Origin of the sequence: Cellulophaga omnivescoria (assembly GCF_001999725.1) — a bacterium.
GTDB classification, from domain to species: domain Bacteria; phylum Bacteroidota; class Bacteroidia; order Flavobacteriales; family Flavobacteriaceae; genus Cellulophaga; species Cellulophaga omnivescoria.
The window spans coordinates 57,067-83,885 of record NZ_MDDP01000051.1 but is presented as its reverse complement, the minus strand read 5'-3'; the positions used below and the strand labels follow the sequence as shown (position 1 = coordinate 83,885).

Annotated in this window: 25 protein-coding genes and 1 rRNA gene; 18 read left to right on the top strand and 8 right to left on the bottom strand. The window is 33.1% G+C overall.

Annotation, left to right across the window (positions count from 1 at the left end; genetic code table 11):
* The first annotated feature begins 108 nt into the window (after nt 1-108).
* From rrf to BFJ87_RS16730, 5 genes are all read left to right on the top strand, one after another.
* A 5S ribosomal RNA gene (rrf, locus tag BFJ87_RS16750) occupies nt 109-218 on the top strand.
* Between the two features lie 511 nt (nt 219-729).
* Complete coding sequence (locus BFJ87_RS16745) at nt 730-3,534, top strand: TonB-dependent receptor (protein ID WP_077407382.1); 2,805 nt, start codon at nt 730-732, stop codon at nt 3,532-3,534.
* Between the two features lie 9 nt (nt 3,535-3,543).
* Nucleotides 3,544-5,067, top strand: coding sequence for an SGNH/GDSL hydrolase family protein (locus tag BFJ87_RS16740; protein ID WP_077407380.1), 1,524 nt, complete (start codon nt 3,544-3,546; stop codon nt 5,065-5,067).
* Between the two features lie 230 nt (nt 5,068-5,297).
* Complete coding sequence (atpD, locus tag BFJ87_RS16735; protein ID WP_077407377.1) at nt 5,298-6,806, top strand: F0F1 ATP synthase subunit beta; 1,509 nt, start codon at nt 5,298-5,300, stop codon at nt 6,804-6,806.
* 69 nt (nt 6,807-6,875) lie between these two features.
* On the top strand, nt 6,876-7,154 hold the full coding sequence (locus tag BFJ87_RS16730) for a F0F1 ATP synthase subunit delta/epsilon (RefSeq protein WP_077407375.1): 279 nt from the start codon (nt 6,876-6,878) through the stop codon (nt 7,152-7,154).
* Between the two features lie 305 nt (nt 7,155-7,459).
* On the opposite strand, the gene BFJ87_RS16725 is transcribed toward BFJ87_RS16730, so the two are convergent.
* Genes BFJ87_RS16725 through BFJ87_RS16710 form a run of 4 tightly spaced genes read right to left on the bottom strand, consistent with a single transcriptional unit; the run spans nt 7,460 to nt 10,804 of the window.
* A complete protein-coding gene (locus BFJ87_RS16725; RefSeq protein ID WP_077407372.1) occupies nt 7,460-7,894 on the bottom strand; it encodes a LexA family protein in 435 nt (144 codons plus the stop codon).
* A 2-nt stretch (nt 7,895-7,896) separates the two neighbouring features.
* Nucleotides 7,897-9,153 carry a Y-family DNA polymerase gene (locus BFJ87_RS16720; RefSeq protein WP_077407369.1) on the bottom strand — a complete coding sequence of 419 codons (1,257 nt, stop codon included), beginning with the start codon at nt 9,151-9,153 and terminating at the stop codon, nt 7,897-7,899.
* Between the two features lie 60 nt (nt 9,154-9,213).
* A complete protein-coding gene (locus BFJ87_RS16715; RefSeq protein ID WP_077407366.1) occupies nt 9,214-10,335 on the bottom strand; it encodes a C1 family peptidase in 1,122 nt (373 codons plus the stop codon).
* Nucleotides 10,336-10,366: 31 nt separating this feature from the next.
* Nucleotides 10,367-10,804: an ankyrin repeat domain-containing protein gene (locus tag BFJ87_RS16710; RefSeq protein WP_077407363.1), complete on the bottom strand. Its 438-nt coding sequence runs from the start codon at nt 10,802-10,804 to the stop codon at nt 10,367-10,369.
* Nucleotides 10,805-10,996: 192 nt separating this feature from the next.
* On the opposite strand from BFJ87_RS16710, the gene BFJ87_RS16705 reads away from it, so the two are divergent.
* The 9 genes from BFJ87_RS16705 to BFJ87_RS16665 all read left to right on the top strand — a co-directional run bounded on the left by BFJ87_RS16705 (nt 10,997) and on the right by BFJ87_RS16665 (nt 19,996).
* Nucleotides 10,997-12,157, top strand: a complete 1,161-nt coding sequence (locus BFJ87_RS16705) for an aminotransferase class I/II-fold pyridoxal phosphate-dependent enzyme (RefSeq protein ID WP_077407360.1) — start codon at nt 10,997-10,999, stop codon at nt 12,155-12,157.
* Entirely contained in the window at nt 12,154-12,528 is a 375-nt protein-coding gene (locus BFJ87_RS16700) for a putative signal transducing protein (RefSeq protein WP_077407357.1), read from the top strand. Before BFJ87_RS16705 ends, BFJ87_RS16700 begins: the two co-directional genes overlap by 4 nt.
* A gap of 11 nt (nt 12,529-12,539) precedes the next feature.
* A complete protein-coding gene (gene bioD, locus BFJ87_RS16695) occupies nt 12,540-13,154 on the top strand; it encodes a dethiobiotin synthase (RefSeq protein ID WP_077407354.1) in 615 nt (204 codons plus the stop codon).
* Between the two features lie 124 nt (nt 13,155-13,278).
* Nucleotides 13,279-14,544, top strand: coding sequence for an adenosylmethionine--8-amino-7-oxononanoate transaminase (bioA, locus tag BFJ87_RS16690; protein WP_077407351.1), 1,266 nt, complete (start codon nt 13,279-13,281; stop codon nt 14,542-14,544).
* A gap of 2 nt (nt 14,545-14,546) precedes the next feature.
* Nucleotides 14,547-15,701 carry a beta-ketoacyl synthase N-terminal-like domain-containing protein gene (locus BFJ87_RS16685; protein WP_077407348.1) on the top strand — a complete coding sequence of 385 codons (1,155 nt, stop codon included), beginning with the start codon at nt 14,547-14,549 and terminating at the stop codon, nt 15,699-15,701.
* 61 nt (nt 15,702-15,762) lie between these two features.
* Nucleotides 15,763-16,341 carry a hypothetical protein gene (locus tag BFJ87_RS16680; RefSeq protein WP_077407345.1) on the top strand — a complete coding sequence of 193 codons (579 nt, stop codon included), beginning with the start codon at nt 15,763-15,765 and terminating at the stop codon, nt 16,339-16,341.
* Between the two features lie 4 nt (nt 16,342-16,345).
* Nucleotides 16,346-17,767, top strand: a complete 1,422-nt coding sequence (locus BFJ87_RS16675) for a flotillin family protein (protein ID WP_077407342.1) — start codon at nt 16,346-16,348, stop codon at nt 17,765-17,767.
* 135 nt (nt 17,768-17,902) lie between these two features.
* A complete protein-coding gene (bioB, locus tag BFJ87_RS16670) occupies nt 17,903-18,997 on the top strand; it encodes a biotin synthase BioB (RefSeq protein WP_077407339.1) in 1,095 nt (364 codons plus the stop codon).
* Nucleotides 18,998-19,141: 144 nt separating this feature from the next.
* Nucleotides 19,142-19,996 carry a cupin-like domain-containing protein gene (locus tag BFJ87_RS16665; RefSeq protein WP_077407336.1) on the top strand — a complete coding sequence of 285 codons (855 nt, stop codon included), beginning with the start codon at nt 19,142-19,144 and terminating at the stop codon, nt 19,994-19,996.
* 4 nt (nt 19,997-20,000) lie between these two features.
* Here the strand turns inward: BFJ87_RS16665 and BFJ87_RS16660 are convergent, their stop codons facing one another.
* The 3 genes from BFJ87_RS16660 to BFJ87_RS16650 all read right to left on the bottom strand — a co-directional run bounded on the left by BFJ87_RS16660 (nt 20,001) and on the right by BFJ87_RS16650 (nt 22,719).
* On the bottom strand, nt 20,001-20,480 hold the full coding sequence (locus BFJ87_RS16660) for a regulatory protein RecX (RefSeq protein ID WP_171974527.1): 480 nt from the start codon (nt 20,478-20,480) through the stop codon (nt 20,001-20,003).
* Between the two features lie 125 nt (nt 20,481-20,605).
* Nucleotides 20,606-22,156, bottom strand: coding sequence for an Rne/Rng family ribonuclease (locus tag BFJ87_RS16655; protein ID WP_077407330.1), 1,551 nt, complete (start codon nt 22,154-22,156; stop codon nt 20,606-20,608).
* Nucleotides 22,157-22,428: 272 nt separating this feature from the next.
* Nucleotides 22,429-22,719, bottom strand: a complete 291-nt coding sequence (locus tag BFJ87_RS16650) for an HU family DNA-binding protein (RefSeq protein ID WP_013620605.1) — start codon at nt 22,717-22,719, stop codon at nt 22,429-22,431.
* Nucleotides 22,720-22,844: 125 nt separating this feature from the next.
* Between BFJ87_RS16650 and mutY the strand changes: the two genes are divergently transcribed.
* From mutY to gldD, 4 genes are read left to right on the top strand one after another with little or no spacing between them, the layout of a single operon-like run.
* A complete protein-coding gene (gene mutY, locus BFJ87_RS16645) occupies nt 22,845-23,870 on the top strand; it encodes an A/G-specific adenine glycosylase (protein WP_034645940.1) in 1,026 nt (341 codons plus the stop codon).
* Nucleotides 23,871-23,904: 34 nt separating this feature from the next.
* Nucleotides 23,905-24,402 carry a single-stranded DNA-binding protein gene (locus BFJ87_RS16640; RefSeq protein WP_077407327.1) on the top strand — a complete coding sequence of 166 codons (498 nt, stop codon included), beginning with the start codon at nt 23,905-23,907 and terminating at the stop codon, nt 24,400-24,402.
* A 19-nt stretch (nt 24,403-24,421) separates the two neighbouring features.
* On the top strand, nt 24,422-25,753 hold the full coding sequence (locus BFJ87_RS16635; protein WP_077407324.1) for a gliding motility-associated protein GldE: 1,332 nt from the start codon (nt 24,422-24,424) through the stop codon (nt 25,751-25,753).
* The gene (gene gldD, locus BFJ87_RS16630; protein ID WP_077407321.1) at nt 25,743-26,300 is read left to right on the top strand and encodes a gliding motility lipoprotein GldD; all 558 of its coding nucleotides are present in this window, start codon (nt 25,743-25,745) and stop codon (nt 26,298-26,300) included. Before BFJ87_RS16635 ends, gldD begins: the two co-directional genes overlap by 11 nt.
* 84 nt (nt 26,301-26,384) lie before the next feature.
* Here gldD and BFJ87_RS16625 read toward each other — a convergent pair whose 3' ends face one another.
* Nucleotides 26,385-26,774, bottom strand: a complete 390-nt coding sequence (locus tag BFJ87_RS16625; RefSeq protein WP_139344270.1) for a heavy-metal-associated domain-containing protein — start codon at nt 26,772-26,774, stop codon at nt 26,385-26,387.
* Nucleotides 26,775-26,819 lie beyond the last annotated feature (45 nt).

Sequence of the window (26,819 nt, the reverse complement as noted above, 5' to 3'; positions counted from 1 at the left end):
ATTTGTTGTAATTCTTACATATTTTCTAATTTTTTTTTTTTTTTTTTTTTGTTATTTTAAACTAGCTGTTAAGTGTTGTATTATATGTACAGCAATTAATAAACAATTTAAGGTGGCCATGGCGATGAGGCTCACCCCTTTCCATTCCGAACAGGGAAGTTAAGCTCATCTGCGCCGATGGTACTGCCACTAGGTGGGAGAGTAGGCCGCCGCCTTTTTTTAAGAAGCCCTTATCTAACGATAAGGGCTTTTTTTTGCTTTAAACTTAAGGTTGTACATAAATTAATAAATTGCTATAACCTATAATACTTGATAATAGCAAGTTAATTTTGCCATAGTAGGCTATATTAAACGCCATTTACAATAGCTTTTAGAGTATATATGCAAAAGCCCAAGAGGAAACTTCTTCTTGGGCTTTTGTGTGCTTATTTAGTTAAAGTTTATTTTTATATATTTTATTCAAGTATTTTAATTTTTTCTTAATTAATTGCTGAATTGTATTATTTAATCTTAAAAATATATTTTTTGATTGTTAATGTAAAGTAGTACTAAAAGTGTTAATGTTGTAATTTGGTAATATTTAAGTAGTATTTTTAGGGTATAAGTAATTATTTGCACTAAAAAATGTTAAAAAATTACTATGCACGCATAATTTAATAGTGTTAATAGTTGTTAAAATCAAAAAAAAATATAACTTCACAATCAAAACTAACTTAATTCAATACTAGAATGAGAAAATTAATTCTTTTTTCTTTCCTAATCTTTGGAGTTCTGGGGTATTCTCAAACTACAATAAAAGGAAAGGTTGTTGATCAAAATGGTCAACCAGTATCCTCTGCCAATGTTGTAATTGTAGGAAAGGCTGAAGGTGTAGTAGCCGACTTTGATGGACTTTTTACATTAACCACGTCAGAAGTGCCACCATTTAAATTAAAAGTATCCAGTATTGGTTACTCTTCTGTTACTGTAGATGTAATAAAAAATAATCAAACACTAACAGTAACTCTAAATGAAGAGGCAGAACAATTAGGAGAAATTGTGATATCGGCTTCTAGAACGCCCGAACGTATTTTTGAATCACCAGTTTCAGTAGAACGTTTTGGGTTAAAGGATATTAAAAATACTGCTTCATCAGACTTTTATGATGGTTTGGAAAATTTGAAAGGGGTAGATATAAACACTAACAGTTTAACATTTAAGTCTATTAATACTAGAGGATTTGCAACATTCGCTAACACTAGGTTTATGCAAATGGTAGATCAAATGGATAATGCCGCTCCAGCCTTGAACTTTCCTTTAGGTAATTTATTAGGGATGACTGAGACTGATGTATTGAGTGTTGAACTTTTACCGGGTGCTGCATCTGCTTTATATGGTGCAAATGCTTTTAATGGTATTTTATTTATGAGAAGTAAAAATCCTTTCGATTTTCAGGGTATTAGTGCTTATATAAAAAGGGGGGTAACATCTCAGGAGGTTTCTGGGGATAATACTTATACAGATTTTGGTATTAGAGCTGCCTATAAATTTAGTGACAAGTTTGCCGGTAAAGTTAACTTTGGATATTTAAACGGTACAGATTGGGGTGCCGATAATGAAACTGATAAACTATTTAGAGGCTTTACAAGGGATGATTTAGATTATGATGGAGTTAACGTTTATGGAGATGAGGTAAGTCAAAATATGTTTAGCGTTGCACAGATACTCACAAAAACGATAGACCCTGAAACAGGTCAAACAATTTTGCCTGCAGGAGCTGAGGCATTAGTGCCAAGTGTTAATGTGAGTAGAACTGGTTATAATGAAAAGTATTTGACAGATTATAATGCAGAGAGTATTAAAGCGGATTGGGGACTTTACTATAGACCTTGGGAAAATGATTTTGAAATTTCTTATGTTGGTAAAGTAGGTTCTGGTTCTACAATTTATCAAGGAGCAAACAGATATGCTATTGATGATTTCTTTTTGCAACAACATAAAATTGAGATTAAGAATGACAATTTTTTCTTAAGAGGGTATATGACTGAAGATAAAGCAGGTGATTCTTATGATATGGTATTTACAGGTATTAATATCAATAGGGCTTGGAAATCTGATCAGCAATGGTTTGGAGAGTATGTTGGTACGTATGTTTTAAGTACTTTGGGAGGAGCTACATCAGACCAAGCGCATGCAGCAGCAAGAGCTCAAGCAGAATCTGGAAGATATTTACCAGGTACACCAGAGTTTCAAGCAGCATATGAAAGAAGTATAAATGATCCCGATTTAAGTTCAGGTTCTAAATTTCAGGACAATTCAAAAATTTATCATGCAGATGCAAACTATAATTTTTCAGAAGTAATTGATTTTGCTGATATTCAAGTAGGAGGATCTACAAGAACATATGAGTTAAATTCTTCTGGTACCATTTATACAGATAATGATGGGCCAATTAGATATTCAGAGTTTGGTGTGTATACTCAAATACAAAAAAAATTATTAGAAGATCGATTGAAATTAACGGGGTCATTACGTTATGATAAGTCTGAATTATTTGATGGGTTCTTTTCTCCTAGATTAGCTGCTGGTTATACTTTAGGTGAAAATAAAAATCATAATTTAAGAGCTTCTTTTCAAACAGGATTTAGAAATCCAACCACGCAAGATTTATATATTGGTTTAGATGTAGGTAGAGCTATTTTAATTGGGGGAGCTAAAGATAACTTGGAAAGAGATGTTAGAACATACGGTGTTAGTCAAGAGGCGCAAGATAATCTTGGTCAGCCTGCAACTATAGAGAAATCTGGAGATGGTGCTTACAATAATTCTTATTTAGCAAGTTCATTACAGGCTTTTGGAGCTTCAGGAAACCCTGCAGATTTAAAAGTAGCTAACTCTAATCTGGCAAAACCAGAACAAGTAACTTCTTTTGAGTTAGGATATAGAGGTAAAGTTAGTGATGTGGTTATAGATTTAAGTGGATATTATAACATTTATAAAGATTTCTTATCTAATGAAACAGTAGTTTCTACGTATTACGGAGAGGCAGGAGATAATAGTTTGTCTGTTTTGGCATTGGCTAACGGAGATTATCAAGCATACCAAACATACACTAATTCTGAAGCTAATGTAAATTCTTATGGAGCTACATTAGGTTTAGATACTAAGATTTTAGGAGGCTTTGATTTAGGAGCAAACTATACCTATTCTAAATTAGATTTTGATCAAGAAGCAAATCCAGATTTTAGAACAAATTTTAATACTCCAGAGCATAAGTTTAAAGCAAACTTTGGTAAAACAGATTTATTTGAGAATATAGGTTTTAATATAGCTTACAGATGGAGTGATTCTTATTTCTGGGAAGCATCATTTGGAGATGGGCAAGTACCTTCTTTTAGCGTGTTAGATGCTCAGGTTAACTTTACTGTTCCAAGTTTAAAATCTAATTTTAAAGTTGGTGCATCTAACTTATTAGGTGATGAGTATTTTACAGCTTTTGGAACAGGTTATGTAGGATCTCAATACTATGTTTCTTGGACAATTAATAACTTATAAGATTTAAATATGAAAACTAAATATATATGGCTAGTAGCCGCAATGGTAGCATTTTCTTCTTGTAGTGATGATGATGATTCGTCTACAATGATGGAAGAGCAATTACCAGAATTAACAGCAGGATCGGCAGATTTTACTAACTACATTTCGGTAGGTGCTTCTTTTACCGCTGGTTACACAGATGGAGCTCTTTTTAAAGCAACACAAGAAATGTCTTTCCCAAACATACTATCTCAAAAATTTGCAATTGCAGGTGGTAGTTCTGCATTTAGTCAGCCACTAACAAATGATAACTTTGGAGGTTTAGCATTAAATGGAGATAGAATTGCAGATCCGAGATTAGTATTTGGTGGTGCTGGACCAGTGCCATTAGAAACTGCCATTGGCCGTTCTGTAACAGTTACAACGGATGTGCTTTTAAATAATCCAACAGGGCCTTTTCAAAATATGGGTGTTCCTGGAGCTAAAAGTTTCCATTTGTTGGCAAACGGATACGGTAATATATCAAATTTATCTGCTGGTGCGGCCAATCCTTATTTTGTTAGGATGACAGGAAGCACGCCAGATGCAAGTGTATTAGAGTTAGCAGTAGCACAAAGTCCTACTTTTTTTACTTTATCTGAAGTTGGAGGTAATGATGTTTTAGGCTTTGCAGTTTCTGGCGGATCTGGAGTAGATCAAACAGGAAACCCTGATGCCACTACATATGGCCCAAATGATATTACAGACCCAGGACTTTTTCAAGTGGCATTAACAGGTATGGTAGACGTACTTACGGCTAATGGAGCGCAAGGAGCAGTTGCTAATGTACCATATATTACAAGCTTACCACATTTTACAACAGTGCCTCACAACCCATTACCTATGGATGAGGCAACTGCTACGCAAGTAAATAATGGTTATGCACAGTATAATGGTGGTTTGCAAACAATGGTTACAATTGGACAAATAGACCAAGAGGAGGCAGATGCACGTACAATAAATTTTGTTGCATCTTCTTCTAATGCGGTTGTTATAGAAGATGAGGATTTAACAGATTTGTCTGCATTTGGATTACCTAGTTACAGACACGCAACAGCAGAAGATTTGTTAGTTTTACCAGCATCATCTTTTATTGGTACACGAGTTAATAATGACCCTACTATGGTAAACGGTGTATCTGTTCCATTAGGAGATAAATGGGTTTTAGTGGCTAGTGAATTAGCATCTATAAATGCTGCAACTGATGCGTACAATGCTGCAATAGCAACTGTAGTATCTTCTAAGGGTTTAGCTTTGGTAGATTTAAACTCGGTTCTTTCTCAAGCATCAGAAACGGGTGTTACTTTTGATGATTATACTATGAATACAGATTTAGTTTTTGGCGGTTTAGTTAGTTTAGATGGTATACACTTAACATCTAGAGGTTATGCCTTAATGGCAAATAAATTTTTAGAAGCTATTGACGCTACTTATGGCTCTAATTTTGTGGCATCTAAAACATTAGCAAAAGCAGCTAATTACCCAACAACTTTTTCTCCTTCATTACAATAAGAAATAAAATTTAAATGAATAAAAAAGCGCCTTATTTTTTAGGGCGCTTTTTTAATAAAACCTTGATAAGAATTAAAAGGTTTTAGATAAGTTAAAAAAACAATAAAAAGTAGTTTTTATTTAAATTTGAAAAACTTATCTTTGCACCCTGAAAAACACAGGGTCTGTATTACAGGGTTTTATGTTTTTTAAAAACAAAAAAAATTATATATAAATAAATACTGATAGCAATGTCTAAAGTTACAGGTAAAGTTTCCCAAATTATTGGCCCAGTTATAGATGTGGAGTTCCAAGCAGGGGTAGATCTTCCAAAAATTTATGATTCATTAGAAATTAAAAAAGCGGATGGTTCTGTTTTGGTTTTGGAAGTACAATCGCACATTGGTGAGAACACAGTAAGAACTATATCTATGGATTCTTCTGATGGTTTAAGTCGTGGAGCAGAGGTTAATGCAACAGGAAGCGCTATACAAATGCCAGTTGGAGATGACGTTTACGGACGTTTATTTAATGTAATTGGAGACGCTATTGATGGTCTTGGAAATTTACCAAAATCTGGTAAAGACGGTTTGCCAATCCACAGAGAGGCACCAAAATTTGAAGACTTATCTACTTCTACAGAAGTATTATTTACAGGTATTAAAGTAATTGACCTTATTGAGCCTTATGCAAAAGGTGGTAAGATTGGATTATTTGGAGGTGCCGGAGTAGGTAAAACAGTATTAATTCAGGAATTAATTAACAACATTGCAAAAGGTCACGGTGGACTTTCTGTATTTGCTGGTGTAGGTGAGCGTACTCGTGAGGGTAACGATTTACTACGTGAAATGTTAGAGTCTGGTATTATTAAGTACGGAGATGACTTTATGCACTCTATGGAAGAAGGCGGTTGGGATTTATCTAAAGTTGATAAATCTGTAATGAAAGATTCTAAAGCAACGTTTGTTTTTGGACAAATGAATGAACCACCAGGAGCACGTGCACGTGTTGCATTATCTGGTTTAACAATTGCAGAATATTTCCGTGATGGAGCTGGTGAGGGTCAAGGTAAAGATGTACTTTTCTTCGTAGATAACATTTTCCGTTTTACACAAGCTGGTTCAGAGGTGTCTGCACTTTTAGGACGTATGCCATCTGCGGTAGGTTACCAACCAACATTAGCAACTGAAATGGGTGCTATGCAAGAGCGTATTACATCAACAAAAAGAGGTTCTATTACATCTGTACAGGCAGTTTACGTTCCTGCGGATGATTTAACGGATCCAGCACCGGCAACTACCTTTGCTCACTTAGATGCAACAACAGTATTGTCTCGTAAAATTGCAGAGTTAGGTATTTACCCAGCGGTAGATCCTTTAGATTCTACTTCTAGAATCTTAGCTCCAGAAATTTTAGGAAAAGATCATTACTCTTGTGCACAACGTGTAAAAGAGTTATTACAACGTTATAAAGAATTACAAGATATTATTGCCATCCTTGGTATGGAAGAATTATCTGAGGAAGATAAAATGGCAGTTGGTAGAGCAAGACGTGTACAACGTTTCTTATCTCAGCCTTTCCACGTAGCAGAGCAATTTACAGGTCTTAAAGGTGTTTTAGTAGATATTAAGGATACTATTAAAGGATTTAATATGATTATGGATGGTGAATTAGATCACTTACCAGAATCTGCATTTAACCTTAAAGGTACTATTGAAGAAGCTATCGAAGCAGGAGAAAAAATGCTTGCTGAAGCATAAATAATACATAATATTACGTGTTAAGTAATGCTTAGCACGTAATATTAACTACTTAATACTTTTATAATTATGTATTTAGAAATTGTATCACCAGAAGCTACATTATTTGCAGGAGAAGTTGTTTCTGTTACTGTACCTGGTATAAATGGAGATTTTCAAATGTTATCTAATCACGCGCCAATTGTATCATTATTACAGCAAGGTACAGTTAAGATTCAAGGAAATGTATCTATAGATGAAGCTTTTGAGGATAAATTCTCTAAAGGTTCTAACGGAGAAACTGTTTTACCCATAAATAGTGGTACTATAGAAATGAAAGATAATAAGGTTATTGTACTAGCGGATTAAGTATAACTAACTCTACTAAATAAATATAAACGTGAAGCTAAATACTTCACGTTTTTTTATGTCTTGCTGTTAAAATGTGATATTTTATAATAACAACACTTTATTTTGTAAGAAAATATGTTAATTTATATACGTTTAAATGAATTTTCTTACATTTGATACATCTAAAGTATATGTTTTAAGCGTATTTAAAAGAAACACAGCGCATTATAGTAATGTGTATTATATAATATTTATTTTATTATTGGAGTTAGTATCTGTAATAAATGTAAAGCGTAAAGTGTAAACTTTGCGCTTTTTTGCTCTTATACTTTTTTTATTACATTGGTAACAATGCCCCAAATTATAAAGTTGTTTTCTTCAGTAATTTGTATGGGTTTGTAATTGGGGTTTTCTGGTTGTAACCAAACTAAATTATTTTCAACTTTTAATCTTTTTACAGTAAACTCACCATCTAAATAACAAACAGCAATTTTGTTATGTGCTGGTTCTAAACTTCGGTCTATAACTAATAAATCATTATTTTCTAAACCAGCGCCAATCATAGATTCACCACTTACTCTTGCAAAAAATGTTGCTTCGGGGTTTTTAATTAATTCTTTGTCTAAGCTAATTCTATTCTCTTTAAAGTCATCAGCCGGAGACGGAAAGCCAGCAGAAATACCTGTGTCTATAAAAATAGTAGAGCTACTCGCAGAGCTATCAACAGAGAAAAAAGTAAGATTTGTATTTTTTATCACGCTTATTTTACTTTTATAATATCGTTAAAACTAGTAGTGTACTTAGGAGATAAATGTTCTTGTTTCATTTTCCAAGTACGTTCCAAATCTTGATTCGCTATTTTTAGTTTTTGATCACCATATTTAAAATTTAATTTATCTATAGCTTTCATTAAAGGCTTGTGCTTTGGGTTTTCTGCGGTAAATAAATGCAGTTGGTGATTATTTGTGGGTACTAAACCAGTAACAATAACACCAGCGCGCTTGTAGTTAATACCGGGTTTATATATGTGTTCTATAGCTTTTATAGCTGCGTTGCTAATTGCTAGGCTAGAATCTGTTGGGTAAGACATATTTACGTTAAAAGTTCCTCTATGTTGTTCTGTGTCTTGCTTATGTTTATCGCTACTTAATAAAACAACTACCATATGACAACTAGAGTTTTGTTTACGTAATTTTTCTGCACAACTGGTGGCAAAAGTAGATATACGTTCTTTTATATTTTCTATGTCAGAAAAAGTATGCTCAAAACTTCTGGTAGTTGCTATAGATTTTTTATTCTCTTTAATTTCTAGATCCAAAGTAGGTATGCCTTCCAAATCTTTTTTTAGTCGCCACTCGGTTATAGAAAAGTTTTTGCGCACCCAATCGTCAGGTAGGTTAACAAAGTCTAATGCTGTTTTACAATTTTTAATGGCTAAGCGTTTGTGAAGCCTTCTTCCAATTCCCCAAACGTCCTCAAGCTTTATCCATTTTAAAGCTTTTATACGTTTTTCTTCAGTATCAATAACATAAGTGCCATTTGTTTGTTTAGGAAATTTACGTGCAATTTTGTTTGCTACTTTGCTAAGCGCTTTTGTTGGAGCAATACCAACGCAGGTAGGTATGCCAGTCCATTTTAAAACACGGTCTCTTATTTCTGTTCCATAGGTAGTAAAATTATAATTGTCAAAGCCTTTAAACTGCATAAAAGCTTCATCAATACTGTATACTTCTACATCTGGAGAAAATTGTTGAAGTATGCTCATTACTCGACTGCTCATATCGCCGTATAATGAATAATTTGATGAAAAAACCTGAACTTTATTAGCTGTAAAAAAGCTTTTATACTTAAATGCAGGTGCTCCCATTGGCAGGCCTAGTAATTTAGCTTCGTCACTTCTAGAGATTACACAGCCATCATTATTACTTAAAATTGCAATAGGTTTACCTTGTAAGCTTGGGTTAAAAACCCGCTCACAGGAGGCATAAAAGTTGTTACAATCTACTAGTGCATACATTGCTACAAAGGTACAAGATTTGCCCTTTATATTTAGGTATGCACTAATAGTATGTTTTACTTATAATTTTATTTTTTTAGTTAAGTCTTTTGGTAATGCATCTTTATGTACCATAACGCTTATTGCTTTTAGTCGCATATAAGCTTCACTAAAATACACATAACCATTATGTGTTGTTCTGTTAGGGTCTGTACCCCAACTGTTTTTTACTTTGTAGTATTTTGTTCCGTTTTGGTCTTTTACTGTACCTGTTATGTGCATTAAGTGATCATCTGTAGTTGTAAAGTTTTCAAACTCGTTTTGTCTGTAAGTTTGTGTAACTTTTAGCTCTGGGTAAATGCCTTCTAGTGCTTTTTTGTTGTTTTCGTAATTTGCAGGCACTACAGCAACTCCGTGTATAGATGAAAATGTAGGCTCGCTAACATCGCAATCTAGTTCTACTGTAAAACCGTTTTCTAGAGCATTGTCTATAGTGTGTATCATTTCGTCTAAGGTAACGTTGTGCATACTACCGTTACTCCAGTTGTCTGGTATATTTAATATAAACGAACTATAAAATGGTGCGTGTGTAAACGATGTAATTGTAACATAGTCTTCTGGTACAATTTTAGTCATTTTTAAAAATGAAAGAGGTGTGTACTCTTTTCCTTGGTATGTAAAAGACGTTTTATTTGCTCCTAAATACACATCTAAAACAGCATTTACGGCTTTAGACCAATTTTGGCTTAACTCTCCAGCAGGATTGTCTGCATAGGTTTTTACCATAGCTTCTAGCACAGCAACTAATTCTGTGTGATTATGATTTGATCTGTTTTCTAAAAGACCATTGTAAGCTTCTTGCGGCACTAAACCGTAGTTTTTTACAGAATTTATAACGTCATGTGCTAATCCGCCTTGGCTAAATTGAGCTTTGCCTTGCCTCATTACAAAATTTTCTGCCTTTTTAGGATATGTATTGCGCACGGTATACATCTCAGACAAATCTATTTGCTTACCTGTAAGTCTAATAATTTCCGATTCTAAAAATGAAGAAGTAGAAAAGCTCCAACAAGTACCTGTTACACCTTGGCTAATAACAGGTGTTGCGTCTAAATCTATAACATCTGTAAATTTGTATGCTTCTTGTGCACTTATAGCACTTATGGCAAGCATAAAGCCAAGGTTAAAAAGTAATTTTCGCATAGTGTTTTTAGTTAAATATTGCCTTAGTGATTTACTTATTAAAAGATTTTATATAATCTATAATGTCTTTATTTCTATATTTTTTAGCAAAATCTAAAGCAGATTGTTTATCATTGTTTCTAAGTGTAATCTCTGCACCTGCTTTAACAAGTTCTTTTGCCATTGCCAACCTGTTGTACTTTGCAGTATACATAAAAGGTGTTTTATTGTTGCATGTTTTGTCTACGTTAGCATTTTGTTTTATTAATTCTGTAAAACAAGATTTTGAGTTTAGTTTTATAGAAAGTGTTAACAAAGTGTATTCAGACTCTTCAAACTTAAAGCAATTATTAATTTCTTTAGTAGCTATGTGTTTTTTAAGTTCGGTAACATTGTCACTTTCTAAAGCATTTATAATATTACTATTTAGTTCTTGTGCAGTTGCATAACTAGAAACAACAAGTAGGATTGTAAAAAATAGGGTTTTCATTTTTTTTGGTTTATATAATTCAACTAATGTTTGTATAAAACGTTAGTGGGTTAAATTTATTCTTTTTCTTTTACATATTCTAAAATATCTGATGGTTGTTATTTTTTTCAATTTGTTATTAGAGTAACAAATAGTAGCCTCTATTACTTTTTTTAGTGGTAATTAAAAACCATCTCTTTGTATCTTTGCCAAATGCTACCACAAAAACTTCAGAAAAAATTAGAAGAACGGCAACAGAATATGTCTTTGCGTACATTACCTGTGTTTAAACAATTGGTAGATTTTTGTTCTAACGACTATTTGGGGTTTTCTGGTAATGCTTCAATTTTTAATGCTACGCATCAATACTTGGTAGATGGTAGTTTTTTAAAAAATGGAGCAACAGGTTCTAGATTACTTTCTGGTAATCATAATTTGTACGGTGAGTTAGAGTCTAAATTGGTACTCTTTCATCAATCCAAAGCGGCAATAGTTTATAACTCTGGCTATGATGCTAATATTGGTTTTTTTAGTTGTGTTCCGCAACGCGGAGACTTGGTTTTTTATGACGAGTATATACACGCAAGTATAAGAGACGGTATTGCTATGGGTAATGCTAAGAGTTATAAATTTAAGCATAATAGCCTGTCCGATTTAGAAAAATTAGTAGAAAGGCATTCTGCAGCAATAAAAGATGATGAAGCAGCTATTTATGTAGTAACAGAATCTGTTTTTTCTATGGATGGCGATTCTCCAAATCTAAAAGAAATGGCATTATTCTGTAGAGAACATAAACTATTTTTTGTGGTAGATGAGGCACACGCTGTTGGTATTTTTGGTGCCTTAGGTCAAGGTTTGGTACAGCAAGAAAACATAGTAGATTTGGTTTTTGCACGCATTATAACTTTTGGTAAAGCTTTAGGTTGTCACGGCGCAGCTATATTAGGTAGTGCTGAGTTAAAAAGCTATTTAGTTAATTTTTCGCGTAGTTTTATATATACAACAGCATTAGCACCGCATAGTGTAGTTACAATTTTACAGTCGTACTACTTTTTAGAAAGTAAAGAAGGTAAAGTTCAACAACAACTTTTGCAAAATGCAGTTAAGGTTTTTAAAAGTAAAGTTGAAAGTAGTAAACTAAAGCAGCATTTTATTACTAGTAACTCGGCAATACAATGTTGTTTAATTTCAGGAAATAATAAGGTAAAAAGTATAGCTAAAAAACTTGAAGAGAACGGATTTAATGTAAAAGCTATATTATCACCCACAGTGCCGCAAGGTCAAGAACGATTGCGTTTTTGTTTACACGCTTACAACAGTCCGCAAGAAATAGAGAAAGTATTAACTGTTTTGTATAAAAATATAAAAGAATGAGTCAGAAATTTTACAAATTAGCTGCATTTGAGTATTTAGCAGATACGGTTATTATTAAAGGTAAGCTAGAATCAGAGGGTATACAAGTTTTTTTAAAGGATGAAAACACGGTAAACTCAGATCCATTAATTAGCAATGCAATTGGCGGAATTAAACTTTTGGTTTTAGAAGAAGATAAGAATAAAGCATTAGAAATTTATAATGAAATTAGAAGCTATGCTGTAGATGATAACGGAAAACCTTTAGTGTGCCCAAACTGTAAAGCAGAAAAGCTAGAAGGCTATTACTCTAGAAAAGGGATTTTTTATAAGTTGTTTCCTTTTTTTGAAAAAAGAAAATTCCGTTGTTTTAACTGTAACATAGTCTCATAAATTACAATACAATGAAAACAAAACAAATATTTGTAACTGGTATATCTACAGAAGTTGGTAAAACAGTGGCTTCTGCAATATTAACAGAGGCGTTAGAAGCAGATTATTGGAAACCAATACAGGCGGGAGATTTAGATACGTCAGACAGTCATAAAATAGCAGATTTTATTTCTAACTCTAAAACGGTAATACATAAAAATAGTTACGCTTTACAAACACCTATGAGTCCGCATGCAGCGGCAGCGATAGATGGTGTGGTGATAGAGGTAGATAAAATTGTAACACCAAAAACAGATAATAATTTAATTATAGAAGGTGCAGGAGGTTTATTAGTTCCTTTAAATGATAATGATACTATACTAGATATTATAGATCCTAGTTACCAAGTTGTAGTGGTTTCTAGACATTATTTAGGTAGCATTAATCACACCCTGTTAACCATAAATTATTTAGAAGAACGCGGATTTAAAGTTTCTATAATTTTTAGCGGAGAAGAGCATAAAACTACAGAAAGTATAATACTATCTAAAACAAATGCAAAGCTTATAGGTCGTATAGATGAAGAGCCATATTTTGACAAAAATGTGATAAAAGAATATGCAGATTTGTTTAGAGATAACCTTTAAAATCTGAGGTGGTTTGTATATTTGCCCCAAATTAAATTCTATTAATGTAACAAAAATAGATTAATAGATATCTACTAATAAAACCAATGCATAAATCCTAAAACTATAGGATGGTATATAGCTTATGAATCTTACAGAGAGAGATAAAAAACACTTGTGGCACCCGTTAACTCAGCATAAATTACACAGCACAATGTTGCCAATTGTAAAAGCTAAAGGGGCAGTGTTAACAGATGATAAAGGAAATAATTATATAGACGGAATATCTTCATGGTATACTTCTGTGTACGGACATTGTAATGACTATATTTTAGAAAAGGTTAATGCCCAAATGCAACAATTAGATCAGGTTGTATTTAGTGGTTTTACACATAAACCGGCTATAGAATTGTCTGAAGAGTTGATAAAATTATTACCTAATAATCAAGAGAAGTTATTTTTCTCAGACAATGGTTCTACTGCTACAGAAATAGGAATTAAAATGGCCTTGCAATATCATTTTAATAAAGGAGAAAAGCGCAATATAATGTTAGCTTTTGAAGACGGATTTCATGGTGATACTTTTGGTGCAATGTCTGTTTCTGGTTTATCTGTTTATAATGGTCCTTTTAAAGATTTTTTTATTGATGTAGAACGTATTCCTGTACCTACAGAAGATAATATAGATGCTATTTTATTACAGATTGAAGCATTGGTAAAAGAAAAGGCTATTGCAGGTTTTGTGTACGAGCCTCTTGTGCAAGGAGCTGCAGCAATGAAAATGCACAATGCAGAAAGTTTAAACAAAATTCTACAGACGTTAAAAAAACACAATGTTCTTTTAGTTGCGGATGAGGTAATGACTAGCTTTGGTAAAACAGGTAAGTTTTTTGCTTCTGATTATATGGATGTAAAGCCAGATGTTATTTGTATGTCTAAGGCGTTAACAGCAGGTTTGGTTCCAATGGCAGTTACTAGTTGTACGCAGCAAGTTTATGATGCTTTTTATGATGACGATATTTCTAAAGGATTATTTCACGGGCATACATATACTGCAAATCCTTTGGCTTGTGCAGCTGCGTTAGCAGGTTTAGAGTTGCTTCAATCTACAGAAATGCAAGATAATATTGCCAGAATTACAGCCTCTCACAAGCAATTTAATGAGGAGATTAAAAACCACCCTAAAGTTGGTGCTACAAGGCAATTGGGAGTTATTTACGCATTAGATCTTAATATAAAAATGGAACGCTATGGTAATTTAAGAGATAAATTATTTAAGCATTTTATGGATTCTGGAGTGTTTTTACGTCCATTAGGAAATACCATTTACATTTTGGCGCCTTTTGTAACTACAGATGAGCAACTTCAAAAAATATACAACTCAATTAAAGAAGCACTAGAAATAGTTTAAGTATGAGTATTTACATTACGGCACTAGCGTCTATTTCTCCTTTAGGAACTTCTTTAGATAAAGTTTGGGAGAGTTATAAAAATGATGCGCATTTACTGCAAGAAAAAAATATAGGAAACCAAAAAAGTTGGGTTGCCGCTTTAAGTGATGAAGCTAAACAAGAAATAGAAACTTTAAAAAACGCAGATTTAAAATATAAAAGTTTAGATGATACTGTTTTGTTTGCTATGTATGCGTCACGTAAGGCATTAGAGCAAGCTGGCTGGACATCTAAAGATAATTTTGGTGTCAACTTTGGATCTTCACGCGGAGCAACTGCTTTGTTTGAAAAATATCATAAAGAGTTTTTAGAAAAAGATAAAGCGTCAACTTTATCATCACCAACAACTACATTGGGTAATATTTCTTCTTGGGTAGCGCATGATTTGCAAACGCAGGGTCCAGAAATATCGCACTCTATTACTTGTTCTACAGCATTGCATTCTTTGTTAAATGGTGTTGCTTGGGTAAAAAGTGGTATGGCAAATAAATTTTTAGTGGGTGGTAGTGAGGCTCCTTTAACACCTTTTACCATTGCACAAATGAAAGCTTTAAAAATTTACGCAAGAGGTGCAGAAGCATATCCGTGTAAAGCTTTAGATCTAACAAAAAACCAAAATACTATGGTTTTGGGTGAAGGTGCTGCGGTTATTGGTATAGAAAACGGAAATAAAGAAAATGCTTTAGCAGAAATTATAGGTGTTGGTTACGCTACAGAAGTTTTAAAACATAATATTTCTATTTCTTCTGACGCAGTATGTTTTCAACGCTCTATGAAAATGGCTTTAGATGGTGTAAACCCAGATGAGGTAGATGTAATTGTAATGCACGCACCAGGTACAATTAAAGGAGATTTATCAGAAATTGAAGCAATACATAAAATTTTTTGTAACAAAATACCAGCATTAACTACAAATAAGTGGAAGATAGGTCATTCTTTTGGTGCCTCAGGGATGTTGAGTATAGAGCTAGCAATAGCAATGTTACAAAAGCAAGAATTTATAAAAGTTCCTTTTGTAGATTATACAGAAATTCCAAAGAGTATAAAAAAGGTGTTAATAAACGCTGTTGGCTTTGGCGGTAATGCTGTAAGTATTTTATTGCAAAAAACTTTTTAAAACTAGCCTTTAGCTAAGTTGCATTTTACTATCTTTCACAAACCAAACTAAATTTTTATTTATGGGAGAGTGGTATGCAAGCTTAGAGTTGTTTCCAAAAGTGTACTGGAGTATTGCCTTAATTGGCTCTGTGGTGATGATTATCTTTCTGTTGCTAACTTTAATAGGTGGTGATGCAGATGGTATAGACGGTGATGTAGACGCAGAAATAGAGGGTGATACAGGTATCGGATTTCAATTTTTATCAATTAAAAACTTATCAGGATTTTTTGCCATTTTTGGCTGGTCAGGTGTTGCTTGTATAGAAGCAGGATATTCTAATGGGCTAACTATACTAATTTCTATTATTTGTGGTTTATTAATGATGGTGTCTATGGCGGCATTATTTTATTATTTAAGTAAACTGCAAAGTAGTGGTACGTTACATTTAAAAAATGCATTAAACCAAGTAGGAGAAGTTTATCTAACAATAGGCGCCAACAGGGGTTCTATTGGTAAGGTAAGCATAAGAGTACAAGGTACCTTAAGGGAATTAGAGGCTCTTACGGATGAAGGCGTAGACCTTAAGCAAGGCAATGTTGTAGAAGTAAAAGACATTACAGACAACGGAATTTTAATTGTTAAATTATTAAATAAATAACCATATGATTTTAGTACCCTTACAGTTGGGCGGTAATACCAGTTTAATTGGTATTGCAGTAGCCATTTTATTCTTTTTTATAATTATAATCTCGTTTATACGTAGATACAAACGATGTCCTTCAGACAGGATTTTAGTTGTCTATGGTAAGGTAGGTAACGGAAACTCTGCAAAATGTATTCACGGTGGTGCTGCATTTATTTGGCCGGTAATACAGGATTATGAGTTTCTAGATTTAACACCTATTTCTATAGAGGTAAATCTGGTAAATGCATTAAGTAAGCAAAATATACGTGTAAACGTGCCTTCAAGATTTACAATTGGTATATCTACAGAGCCTGGAGTTATGCAAAATGCAGCAGAGCGTTTGTTAGGACAGGGAATGAACGAAGTACAAGATTTAGCAAAAGAAATTATTTTCGGTCAGTTACGTTTGGTAGTTGCTTCTATGGATATTGAAGAAATTAACTCGGATAGAGATAAGTTTTTAACCAATATTTCTCAGAGTGTAGAATCAGAATTAAAAAAGGTTGGTTTAAAATTAATCAACGTAAATATTACAGATATTGTTGATGAGTCAGGTTATATAGAGGCACTTGGTAAAGAGGCTGCAGCACACGCAATAAACGCGGCGCGTAAATCCGTAGCAGAAAAAAACAGAGATGGTTCTATTGGTGAGGCTAACGCATTGCAAGATGAACGTACACAAGTAGCAGCAGCAAATGCGCAGGCAGTAGAAGGAGAAAACATTGCAAAAATTAATGTAGCAAATTCAGACTCTTTACGTAGACAAAGAGAAGCAGAGGCAGAGCGTACTGCAATAGCGGCAGAGAAAGTGCAATCTGCAAAAGCCTTAGAAGAGTCTTATGCAGCAGAAAAAGATGCCGAGCTTGCAAGAGCCGAGCGTGTACGTAGTTCACAAATGGCAGATATTGTTGTACCTGCAGAAATAGACAAGAAAAAAGTAGAGATAGATGCAGAAGCAGACGCAGAACGTACAAGACGTATTGCTAAAGGTGAGGCAGATGCAATACTGTTTAAAGCACAGGCAGAAGCGCAAGGTTTGTTTGAGGTATTAACCAAACAAGCACAAGGTTTAGATGAAATTGTAAAAGCAGCTGGCGATAGTCCTAAAGATGCTGTATTACTATTGGTTGCAGATAAATTACCAGAATTGGTTAAAACACAGGCAGAAGCTATTAAAAACATTAAAATTGACAAAGTTACTGTTTGGGATTCTGGAGCAAAAACCGAAGATGGCAAAAACTCTACAGCAAACTTTATTTCTGGTATGTACAAATCTGTGCCGCCACTGCAAGAAATGTTTAATATGGCTGGTATGCAATTACCAGAATACTTAAAAGGTAAAGACGTAGAGGCTGTTGAGGTTAAAGAGGATTCTTCTGATACAGACAGCAGTAAATAAGTTATATTTCTATAAAAAATGATTAAAAATGAACCATAAGAGCGTATCTTTTGGTTCATTTTTTTATTTAAAAAACCTTTATTGGGATTTAATTGGTAAATAGGCTATTTTTGACAACTGATTTAAAATAATCGTATGAGCGAAGTAAGACACAACTGGAGCAAGCAAGAAATTTTAGATATATACAATAAACCGTTAATGGATTTGCTTTATGAAGCAGCTACAATTCATAGACAACAACATGATCCTAACACAGTACAAGTATCTACTCTGTTATCAATAAAAACTGGTGGATGCCCTGAAGATTGTGGTTATTGCCCGCAGGCAGCACGTTACCATACAGGTGTAGAAGGTAACGATTTAATGTCTGTGCAACAAGTAAAAGCACAAGCTTTACGTGCTAAATCATCTGGGAGTTCTAGAGTATGTATGGGAGCTGCTTGGCGTAATGTTAAAGACGGTCCAGAATTTGATCAAGTGCTAGAAATGGTACGTACAATTAATAAACTAGATATGGAAGTTTGTTGCACGCTTGGGATGATTACTGAAAACCAAGCGCAAAGATTGGCAGAAGCTGGTTTGTATGCATATAACCATAATTTAGATACATCTGAAGATTATTATAAAGATGTAATTTCTACTCGTGCTTTTGAAGATAGATTAGATACTATTGAAAATGTACGTAAAACTAACGTTACCGTGTGTAGTGGAGGTATTATAGGTATGGGCGAGGCTTTAGAAGATAGAGCAGGTATGTTAGTTGCCTTATCTACCTTAAGTCCGCAACCAGAATCTGTGCCAATTAACGCATTAGTAGCTGTAGAAGGTACGCCAATGGAGGATATAGAGCCGGTATCTATTTGGGATATGGTGCGTATGGTAGCAACAACACGTATTGTTATGCCAAATACACAAGTAAGGCTTTCTGCTGGGCGTACACAAATGAGTAGAGAAGGACAAGCAATGTGTTTCTTTGCTGGTGCTAATTCAATTTTTGCAGGAGATAAATTGTTAACTACTCCTAATCCAGATGTAAATGAAGATATGGAAATGTTTAAACTATTAGGTTTAAATCCACAAAAGCCATTTACAAAAGTATCTCAGCCAAAAACAGTAGAAGCAAAAGATTCTGAATATCAAAATTTAGGAGAAAAGCCAAAGTGGTCTAGACCAGGTCATAAAATAGAACGAAATGAAGCTGCTAAAGAAAAGGCAAAGCTTTCTAAGTAATAAGATATAATTAGCCATTTTATAAGCCGCTATTTAATTTGTAATTAGATAGCGGTTTCTTAATTAATGTAGGTTTTTTAAATAATTTTAAGAATTATTAAAATCGTATTTTTTATTTTTACCGACTGTTTAATTTATCCAAATTTGCACTTACAAGATATTCCAAGGGTAAAACATATTACCAAAGAAGACTTTCTAAAGCACTTTTTAAAGCCTCAAAAACCTGTTGTTATTGAGCGTTTTATAGAAGAGTGGCCTGCTTATTCTAAATGGAATTTAGAGTATATGAAAAAAGTTGCAGGTGATAAAATTGTACCTTTATATGATGACAGGCCGGTAGATTACAAGGATGGTTTTAATGAGCCACACGCTAAAATGAAAATGGCAGATTATATAGATCTGCTAAAAAAAGAGCCAACTAAATTTAGAATATTTTTGTGGAATATTTTAAAAGAAGTACCACAGTTGCAAAGAGATTTTACGTATCCAGATTTTGGTTTGCGACTAATGAAAAGCTTGCCTATGCTTTTTTTTGGTGGTAAAGATTCACATACGTTTATGCATTATGATATAGATTTGGCTAATATTTTTCATTTTCATTTTGAAGGAGATAAACAAATTATTCTTTTTAATCAATCTCAAAACAAATATCTATATAAAGTACCACATTCTTTAATAACAAATGAAAGCATAGATTTTTCTAACCCAGATTACAGCAAATGGCCTGCTTTAAAACAAGCTAAAGGGTATAAAACAACTTTGCAGCACGGAGAAGTGTTGTATATGCCAGAAGGGTATTGGCATTATATGAAGTATCTTACTCCGGGTTTTTCTATGAGTTTAAGAGCTATAGCGCGTAACCCTAAAAATTTAAGTAAAGCGTTATATAATGTATTTATTATGCGTAATTATGATAATATTATGCGTAGAATAAAAGGACAAAAGTGGATAGATTGGAAAAACAAAAAATCTATATCTAATACCAATAAGCAGTTGTAATAATTTATTTTTTTGGTGTAAGTTCTTGCACTTTTTCATACACTAAATGACTTTCCCAACCTCTATAGAGTAAGTAATCTGCTATTTTTTTACGTTTTTTATATATGTTAGTTTCTTTAACTTCATTAGCTCTTTTGCTGGCAAGCTCATTTAATGTTTGTATGTATTGGTCTTCATCTATTTCTTTTAAAGCTGTTTTAATGTTGTAAATAGATATGTCTCTAAACTTAAGTTCGTTTATAATTCTATTTTTACCCCATTTTTTTATATTAAATTTTCCGCGAGCAAAACTTTGAGCAAAGCGTTCTTCATTTAAATAGTTTTCTTTAATTAAATGAGTAATTATTAGATCTCTAGCATCTGCAATCATTCCCATATCTTTTAGTTTTTTGGTAACTTCCTTATGACAGCGTTCTTGGTACGCACAATATTGTTCTAGCTTATGGGTGGCTTCTTTAATGGTGTAAGAGGGTTGTAAACTCATATTACAAATGTACGTAAACAAAAAAAGCGACCCCATTGCTGAGGTCGCTTTTTGCTTTTTTTATATAGGTCTTTTGGTTTTTTAAAGATCTATATAACAAACCGTTTTTTATGTAAAGGTATATTCTAATATATGGTTTTACCTTTTTTGTTTTTAAAGCGATATTCTAGATACGTGTAAGCGTCTCTAGGTTGCACTTTAACCCATTTTTTATATTCCATAAACCACTTGAAACGAATGGATTGTAATCCTTTTGTAAGATATGCTGCAATAAACGGATGTATGTGTAGAATAACATCGTTGTCTTTTGCAGGGCCGTTTAGTAGTTTTTCTAAATCGGATTTAATCTTGTCTATTAAAACTATTGGAGCTTCTACCTCTGCGCCATTTACGCCGCTAGGGTTTTTTTCCATTGTTTTAATATTTCTTTCTGGTCTTACTCTTTGTCTTGTTATTTGAATAAGTCCAAATTTACTTGGTGGTAAAATTTTATGTTTGGCTCTGTCATCTTTCATTTCATCGCGTAGATGATCAAAAAGTTTTTTTCTATGATCTGGCTTGCCCATATCTATAAAATCTACAACAATAATACCTCCCATATCGCGTAAGCGCAATTGTCTGGCTATTTCTGTGGCAGAAATCATATTTACCTCTAATGCTGTGTCTTCTTGGTTTTTTGCCTTATTAGATCTGTTGCCACTGTTTACATCTATAACGTGTAGGGCTTCAGTATGTTCTATTATCAAATAGGCGCCTTTACTCATAGAGGCAGTTCTACCAAATGAAGTTTTAATTTGTCTTTCTATTCCAAATTTCTCAAAAATTGGTACAGAAGACTCATATAATTTTACAATAGATTCTTTCTTTGGTGCAATTTCTTGCACATAATCTTTTATTTCATTGTAAAGCGTAGTATCGTCAACATGTATTCCTGTAAAGGTGTCGTTAAATACGTCTCTAAGTATAGATGATGCTCTGTTTAGCTCCACTAGTACTTTAGATGGGTGAGGTGCTTTATACAATTTTTCACACATTACTGTCCATTTGGTCAGTAAGTTTTCTAGATCTTTGTCTAGCTCTGCAACTTTTTTGCCTTCGGCAACGGTTCTTATAATAACACCAAATCCTTTGGGTTTAATGCTTCTTACAAGTCTTTTTAACCTTTCTTTTTCTTCTTTACTTTCTATTTTTTGCGAAACAGAAACTCTATCAGAAAATGGTACCATAACCACGTATCGCCCAGCTAATGAAAGCTCAGAGCTAATTCTTGGTCCTTTGGTAGAGATAGGTTCTTTTACAATTTGTACTAATAAGGATTGATTAGATTTTATAACATCATTAATGCTACCATCTTTATCAATATCTTTTTCAAAAGGAAAATCTTTTAAAGAAAAATCTTTTAATTTTCCTGTACTTGCTCCTTTTACGAATTTCAGCATAGAAGATAACTGCGGACCCAAGTCATGATAGTGCAAAAAAGCATCTTTTTCATAACCAACATCTACAAATGCAGCGTTAAGACCTGTAACAGGTTTTCTAATTTTGGCAAGAAATATATCGCCAACAGAAAAATTGTTGTTGTCTTCTTCTTTGTGAAGTTCTATTAGTTTTCCGTCCTTAGTTAAGGCAAAATCGACAGCGTTAGAACCAGATCTTACGATTAATTCTTTATTCACCTGAATCAATTTTTATTTAGCTCTACCTGTGTATACAGGAGAGTTAAATGGATTAAACAATAGTTGTGCGGGCAGTATTACCCGCTGAAATTCTTTCGTTAGAATCTCTATGTCAATGAACGTTTTTTAAAACGAAAAAGTAGTTGTTAACAACTACTTTTTCTTGTGTCGGTTAGCTCTTCTACGCTTCTTGCGCTTGTGAGTAGCTACCTTATGTCTTTTTCTTTTCTTACCACTAGGCATAAAATCTACTTTTTAATTAATATTATATTTTATTTTACTTGTACGTTACTCTTAACACCTTCAACAAAAACCTTTGCAGGTTTAAATGCAGGGATGTTATGAGCTGGTATTTTTATGGTAGTATTTTTAGAAATATTTCTACCAGTTTTTTCTGCTCTTGTTTTAATAATAAAACTACCAAAACCTCTTAGGTAAACATTATCTCCATTTTCTAATGAAGTTTTAACCTCTTCCATAAAAGTTTCAACAGTAGCCTGTACATCTCCTTTTTCAATACCCAGTTTATCTGAGATTTTCGATACGATATCTGCTTTCGTCATTGTCAGTATATATTATGTCCTTGTTTTTTCGGGTTGCAAATATATAAATTAAATTTATTCTTTTACGTTAATAGACTTAATTTTAAGTATATAAACCTGTACTTTTGTTTATTATTATTTATTTGATGACTTTTTCCCAAAAAATTCTTGATTGGTATACCCTAAATAAACGCTCTTTACCGTGGAGAAACACTGTAAACCCTTATAAAATATGGCTTTCAGAAATTATGCTCCAACAAACAAGAGTTGCTCAAGGTACGTCTTATTATTTAAGTTTTGAAAAACATTTTCCTACAATTTTTGATTTAGCAAACGCTTCGGAAGAAAAAGTTTTAAAATTATGGCAAGGTTTAGGGTATTATTCTAGGGCAAGAAACCTTCATTTTACCGCAAAACACATCGTAAATAATTTAAACGGAGAGTTTCCTAATACATATAAGGAGTTGGTAAAACTTAAAGGAGTGGGAGATTACACAGCAAGTGCTATTGCATCTATTTCTTTTAATGAGCAACAAGCTGTTGTAGATGGTAATGTGTATAGGGTTTTAGCAAGGTATTATGGTGTAGACTTACCTATTAATAGTACAGAGGGTATTAAATACTTTAAAAAATTAGCTACAGAAGTAATGCATACTTCTAATATTAGAGATTATAACCAGGGTATAATGGAGTTTGGAGCATTGCAATGTTCGCCTAAAAAGCCAAATTGCAATACGTGTCCTTTAAGTAGCAGCTGTGTGGCGTTAGAAAAAAACTTGGTTAGTACATTGCCCATCAAACTAAAAAAAACAAAGATTAAAAAACGTAATTTTAATTATTTGGTTGTTGTAGATGCTGTTGGTAACACAATGTTACAACAACGAAAAGGTAAAGGTATTTGGCAAAATTTATATGAGTTTCCTTTGTTGGAAGATGAGGTTAATGAAACCAATATAAAGGAGCTTTATGCTAAAGTATTACCAAAAGTAGAGGTTAAAAGTTTTACCTTATATAATAAGGATGCAATTGTGCATAAATTATCGCATCAACATTTATATACTCATTTTTGGATACTCCATACAAATGCTATTTTGGAAGACGGAATCGCTTTTTCTGAACTTAAAAAATATCCTGTACCTGTTTTAATAGCAGACTACATAAAAACATTGTAAATTTTTGTATTTTTGATTTTAATATAACAAAATTATGAGTGGTACGTTAAACAAAGTAATGCTAATTGGGCATTTAGGAGATGCAGTAAAAATGCACTATTTTGAAGGAGGAAATTGTATAGGAAGATTTCCTATAGCAACAAATGAAACCTACACAAATAAACAAACAGGTGAGCGTGTTACAAATACAGATTGGCACAATGTTGTAGTGCGTAATAAAGCTGCAGAAATTTGCGAAAAATATTTAAGCAAAGGAGATAAAATATATGTAGAGGGTAGACTTAAAAATAGACAGTGGCAAGCAGAAGATGGTACTACACGTTATGCAACAGAAGTACACGTGCAAGATTTTACATTTTTGTCTACAAAACAAGAAAGTATGAATAATGCGCAGAATAACCCAGCGCAGCCCGCACAACAGCAACAAAAACAGCAAGCAGCACAACAACAACAACAACAACAAAATGTGGCTGCACAACAAAATAACGCAGCTCCTAGTGAGCCAGAAGAAGATGATGATTTACCTTTTTAATACAACTAAAATTTAATTATTGGATCCTGACCCCCTTATTTTACTGTTAAATGCAATTGTTTTTGATGGCGCTTTAATAACCAAGTTGTTGGTGCTAATTGTACTATTGCTATTGTCTGCCTTAATTTCTGGAGCAGAGGTGGCGTTTTTTGGCTTGTCTGCAACAGATATTAATACTATAGGTGAAGCAAAAACCACAAAAGGAGAATCTGTAATTAAATTATTGCACAAGCCTAAAAAATTATTAGCAACTATACTCATAGCAAATAATGCTATAAATATTGGAATAGTGCTTTTATTTAGTGCTATTGGAGATGTTATTTTTTCAAGCATTACCTATAAAATTTTAGACCTAATATCTGTTAGGTTTTTACTAGAAGTGGTTTTGGCTACCTTTTTAATTTTAATGTTTGGTGAAATTATGCCTAAAGTTTATGCGAATAGAAATAGAGTGCAGTTTGCCCATTTTATGGCATTTCCCTTACGCTTTTTAGATGTTATTTTTACTCCGTTAAGTACACCAATGCGTTCTGTAACTTTGTTTTTACATAACAAATTAGGAAAACAAAAGTCCAGTTTAAGTGTAGATCATTTATCACAGGCATTAGAAATGACCTCGGAAGATGATACCACTAAAGAAGAACAAAAAATATTAGAAGGTATTGTATCTTTTGGTAATACAGATACAAAGCAGGTAATGAGGCCCAGAATAGATATTTTTGCGCTAGATACAGAGCTAAAATTTTTAGAGGTTGTAGAGGAAATAAAGCAAAAAGGATATTCTAGGATTCCTGTTTATGAAGAAAACGTAGACAATGTAAAAGGCGTACTTTATGTAAAAGATTTATTGCCTTATATAGACCGTAAAGCATTTAATTGGGTTACTCTTTTGAGAGAACCTTATTTTGTTCCAGAAAATAAAAAGTTAGATGATTTGCTAAAGGAATTTCAAGAAAAGAAAAACCATTTGGCAGTTGTTGTAGATGAGTATGGTGGTACATCTGGTATTGTTACTTTAGAAGATATTATTGAAGAAATTGTAGGAGATATTAGTGATGAGTTTGATGATGAAGATTTGGTTTTTTCTAAAATAGATGATTTAACTTTTGTGTTTGATGGTAAAACTACATTAAAGGAGTTTTACCGTGTTGCTCGTATCACTGAAGATGAAGATGATTTTGAAGAGCAAAAAGGAGAATCTGAAACAATAGCTGGCTTTGTGTTAGAAATAGCAGGAAGTTTTCCTAAAAGAGGAGAAAAAGTATTGTTTAAAAATTACCAATTTGTGGTAGAGAGTTTAGATAAAAAAAGATTAAAACAAATAAAAGTAATGCTGCCTAATGATGCGTAAATATATTTTTTTAATAATTGTTTTTGGTGTTTTGTTGGTAAGCTGTAAGGAAGAAGCTTTGCCTAAGCCAAAGGCTATGCTACGTTTGGAGTATCCTGATAGTACTGCTGTAGACTTTGCAGCCTCCAAATATACTTTTAGTTACAATGCCATAGGGCGTGTTAAAAAAACCAACGAAAGTGCTGTTACCATAGAATATCCAAAAATGAATGGTGCAATTTTTTTAAGTTACAAGCCTGTAGAAGGTAACTTAAGTCAGTTGTTGTCTGACGCTCAAAAATTATCTTATGAGCACGCAGCAAAAGCAGATAATATATTAGAGCAACCTTTTGTTAACCCTGATGCAAAGGTATATGGTATGTTTTACGATGTAAAGGGAGATGCGGCTTCTCAATCTCAGTTTTATGTAACAGATAGTACAGAGCATTTTTTAACAGGGTCGCTTTATTTTTCTGTAAAACCCAATTACGATTCTATTTTACCTGCGGCCGTTTATTTACAGGAAGATATTAGAAAAATTATGGAAACTCTGCGTTGGATAAACTAGATTGTTTTTGTTAAATACTAAATTTAAAAAAGCCAATATCTACTAATAGATATTGGCTTTTTTAATATGTTATAAGAGATTTTTTTATTCTGCTGTGTGCATATTTTCAACAGTGTAAATATCTCCAGAAGCGGCAGATGTTACCGTTTTAGTTAAATCTTCTGGCGTAACAGAATTAGTGTCGTACTCTACAATAGCCAACTCTTTATCAAAAGAAACAGTGGCAGATTTTACACCTTCCATTTTAGCTAATTTTTTTTCAATTGTAGCGGCGCATCCAATTTGGCACGTCATACCTTTAATTGTAAATTCGGCTTTACTAAACTCAGCATTATCAGCAAATACTTTAGTTTTTTCTTTAGCAACTGTATTGTTAACCGTAACCACTTCTGGTTCTGTCTTGTTTTCTTTACAAGATCCTAATAATGCTAAAAAAGCAACAAGAGCCAGACTAATATTTTTTATAAGTTTCATATTAATAGGTGTTATAATAGGTTACAAAAGTACTAATTTTTAATT

Bases quoted from the DNA above. Each gene is read 5' to 3' on its own strand.
- BFJ87_RS16745 (WP_077407382.1), top strand. From the start codon at position 730: ATGAGAAAATTAATTCTTTTTTCTTTCCTAATCTTTGGAGTTCTGGGG.
- BFJ87_RS16740 (WP_077407380.1), top strand. From the start codon at position 3,544: ATGAAAACTAAATATATATGGCTAGTAGCCGCAATGGTAGCATTTTCT.
- atpD (WP_077407377.1), top strand. From the start codon at position 5,298: ATGTCTAAAGTTACAGGTAAAGTTTCCCAAATTATTGGCCCAGTTATA.
- BFJ87_RS16730 (WP_077407375.1), top strand. From the start codon at position 6,876: ATGTATTTAGAAATTGTATCACCAGAAGCTACATTATTTGCAGGAGAA.
- BFJ87_RS16720 (WP_077407369.1), bottom strand. From the start codon at position 9,153: ATGTATGCACTAGTAGATTGTAACAACTTTTATGCCTCCTGTGAGCGG.
- BFJ87_RS16715 (WP_077407366.1), bottom strand. From the start codon at position 10,335: ATGCGAAAATTACTTTTTAACCTTGGCTTTATGCTTGCCATAAGTGCT.
- BFJ87_RS16710 (WP_077407363.1), bottom strand. From the start codon at position 10,804: ATGAAAACCCTATTTTTTACAATCCTACTTGTTGTTTCTAGTTATGCA.
- BFJ87_RS16705 (WP_077407360.1), top strand. From the start codon at position 10,997: ATGCTACCACAAAAACTTCAGAAAAAATTAGAAGAACGGCAACAGAAT.
- BFJ87_RS16700 (WP_077407357.1), top strand. From the start codon at position 12,154: ATGAGTCAGAAATTTTACAAATTAGCTGCATTTGAGTATTTAGCAGAT.
- bioD (WP_077407354.1), top strand. From the start codon at position 12,540: ATGAAAACAAAACAAATATTTGTAACTGGTATATCTACAGAAGTTGGT.
- bioA (WP_077407351.1), top strand. From the start codon at position 13,279: ATGAATCTTACAGAGAGAGATAAAAAACACTTGTGGCACCCGTTAACT.
- BFJ87_RS16685 (WP_077407348.1), top strand. From the start codon at position 14,547: ATGAGTATTTACATTACGGCACTAGCGTCTATTTCTCCTTTAGGAACT.
- BFJ87_RS16680 (WP_077407345.1), top strand. From the start codon at position 15,763: ATGGGAGAGTGGTATGCAAGCTTAGAGTTGTTTCCAAAAGTGTACTGG.
- BFJ87_RS16675 (WP_077407342.1), top strand. From the start codon at position 16,346: ATGATTTTAGTACCCTTACAGTTGGGCGGTAATACCAGTTTAATTGGT.
- bioB (WP_077407339.1), top strand. From the start codon at position 17,903: ATGAGCGAAGTAAGACACAACTGGAGCAAGCAAGAAATTTTAGATATA.
- BFJ87_RS16660 (WP_171974527.1), bottom strand. From the start codon at position 20,480: ATGAGTTTACAACCCTCTTACACCATTAAAGAAGCCACCCATAAGCTA.
- BFJ87_RS16650 (WP_013620605.1), bottom strand. From the start codon at position 22,719: ATGACGAAAGCAGATATCGTATCGAAAATCTCAGATAAACTGGGTATT.
- mutY (WP_034645940.1), top strand. From the start codon at position 22,845: ATGACTTTTTCCCAAAAAATTCTTGATTGGTATACCCTAAATAAACGC.
- BFJ87_RS16640 (WP_077407327.1), top strand. From the start codon at position 23,905: ATGAGTGGTACGTTAAACAAAGTAATGCTAATTGGGCATTTAGGAGAT.
- gldD (WP_077407321.1), top strand. From the start codon at position 25,743: ATGATGCGTAAATATATTTTTTTAATAATTGTTTTTGGTGTTTTGTTG.
- BFJ87_RS16625 (WP_139344270.1), bottom strand. From the start codon at position 26,774: ATGAAACTTATAAAAAATATTAGTCTGGCTCTTGTTGCTTTTTTAGCA.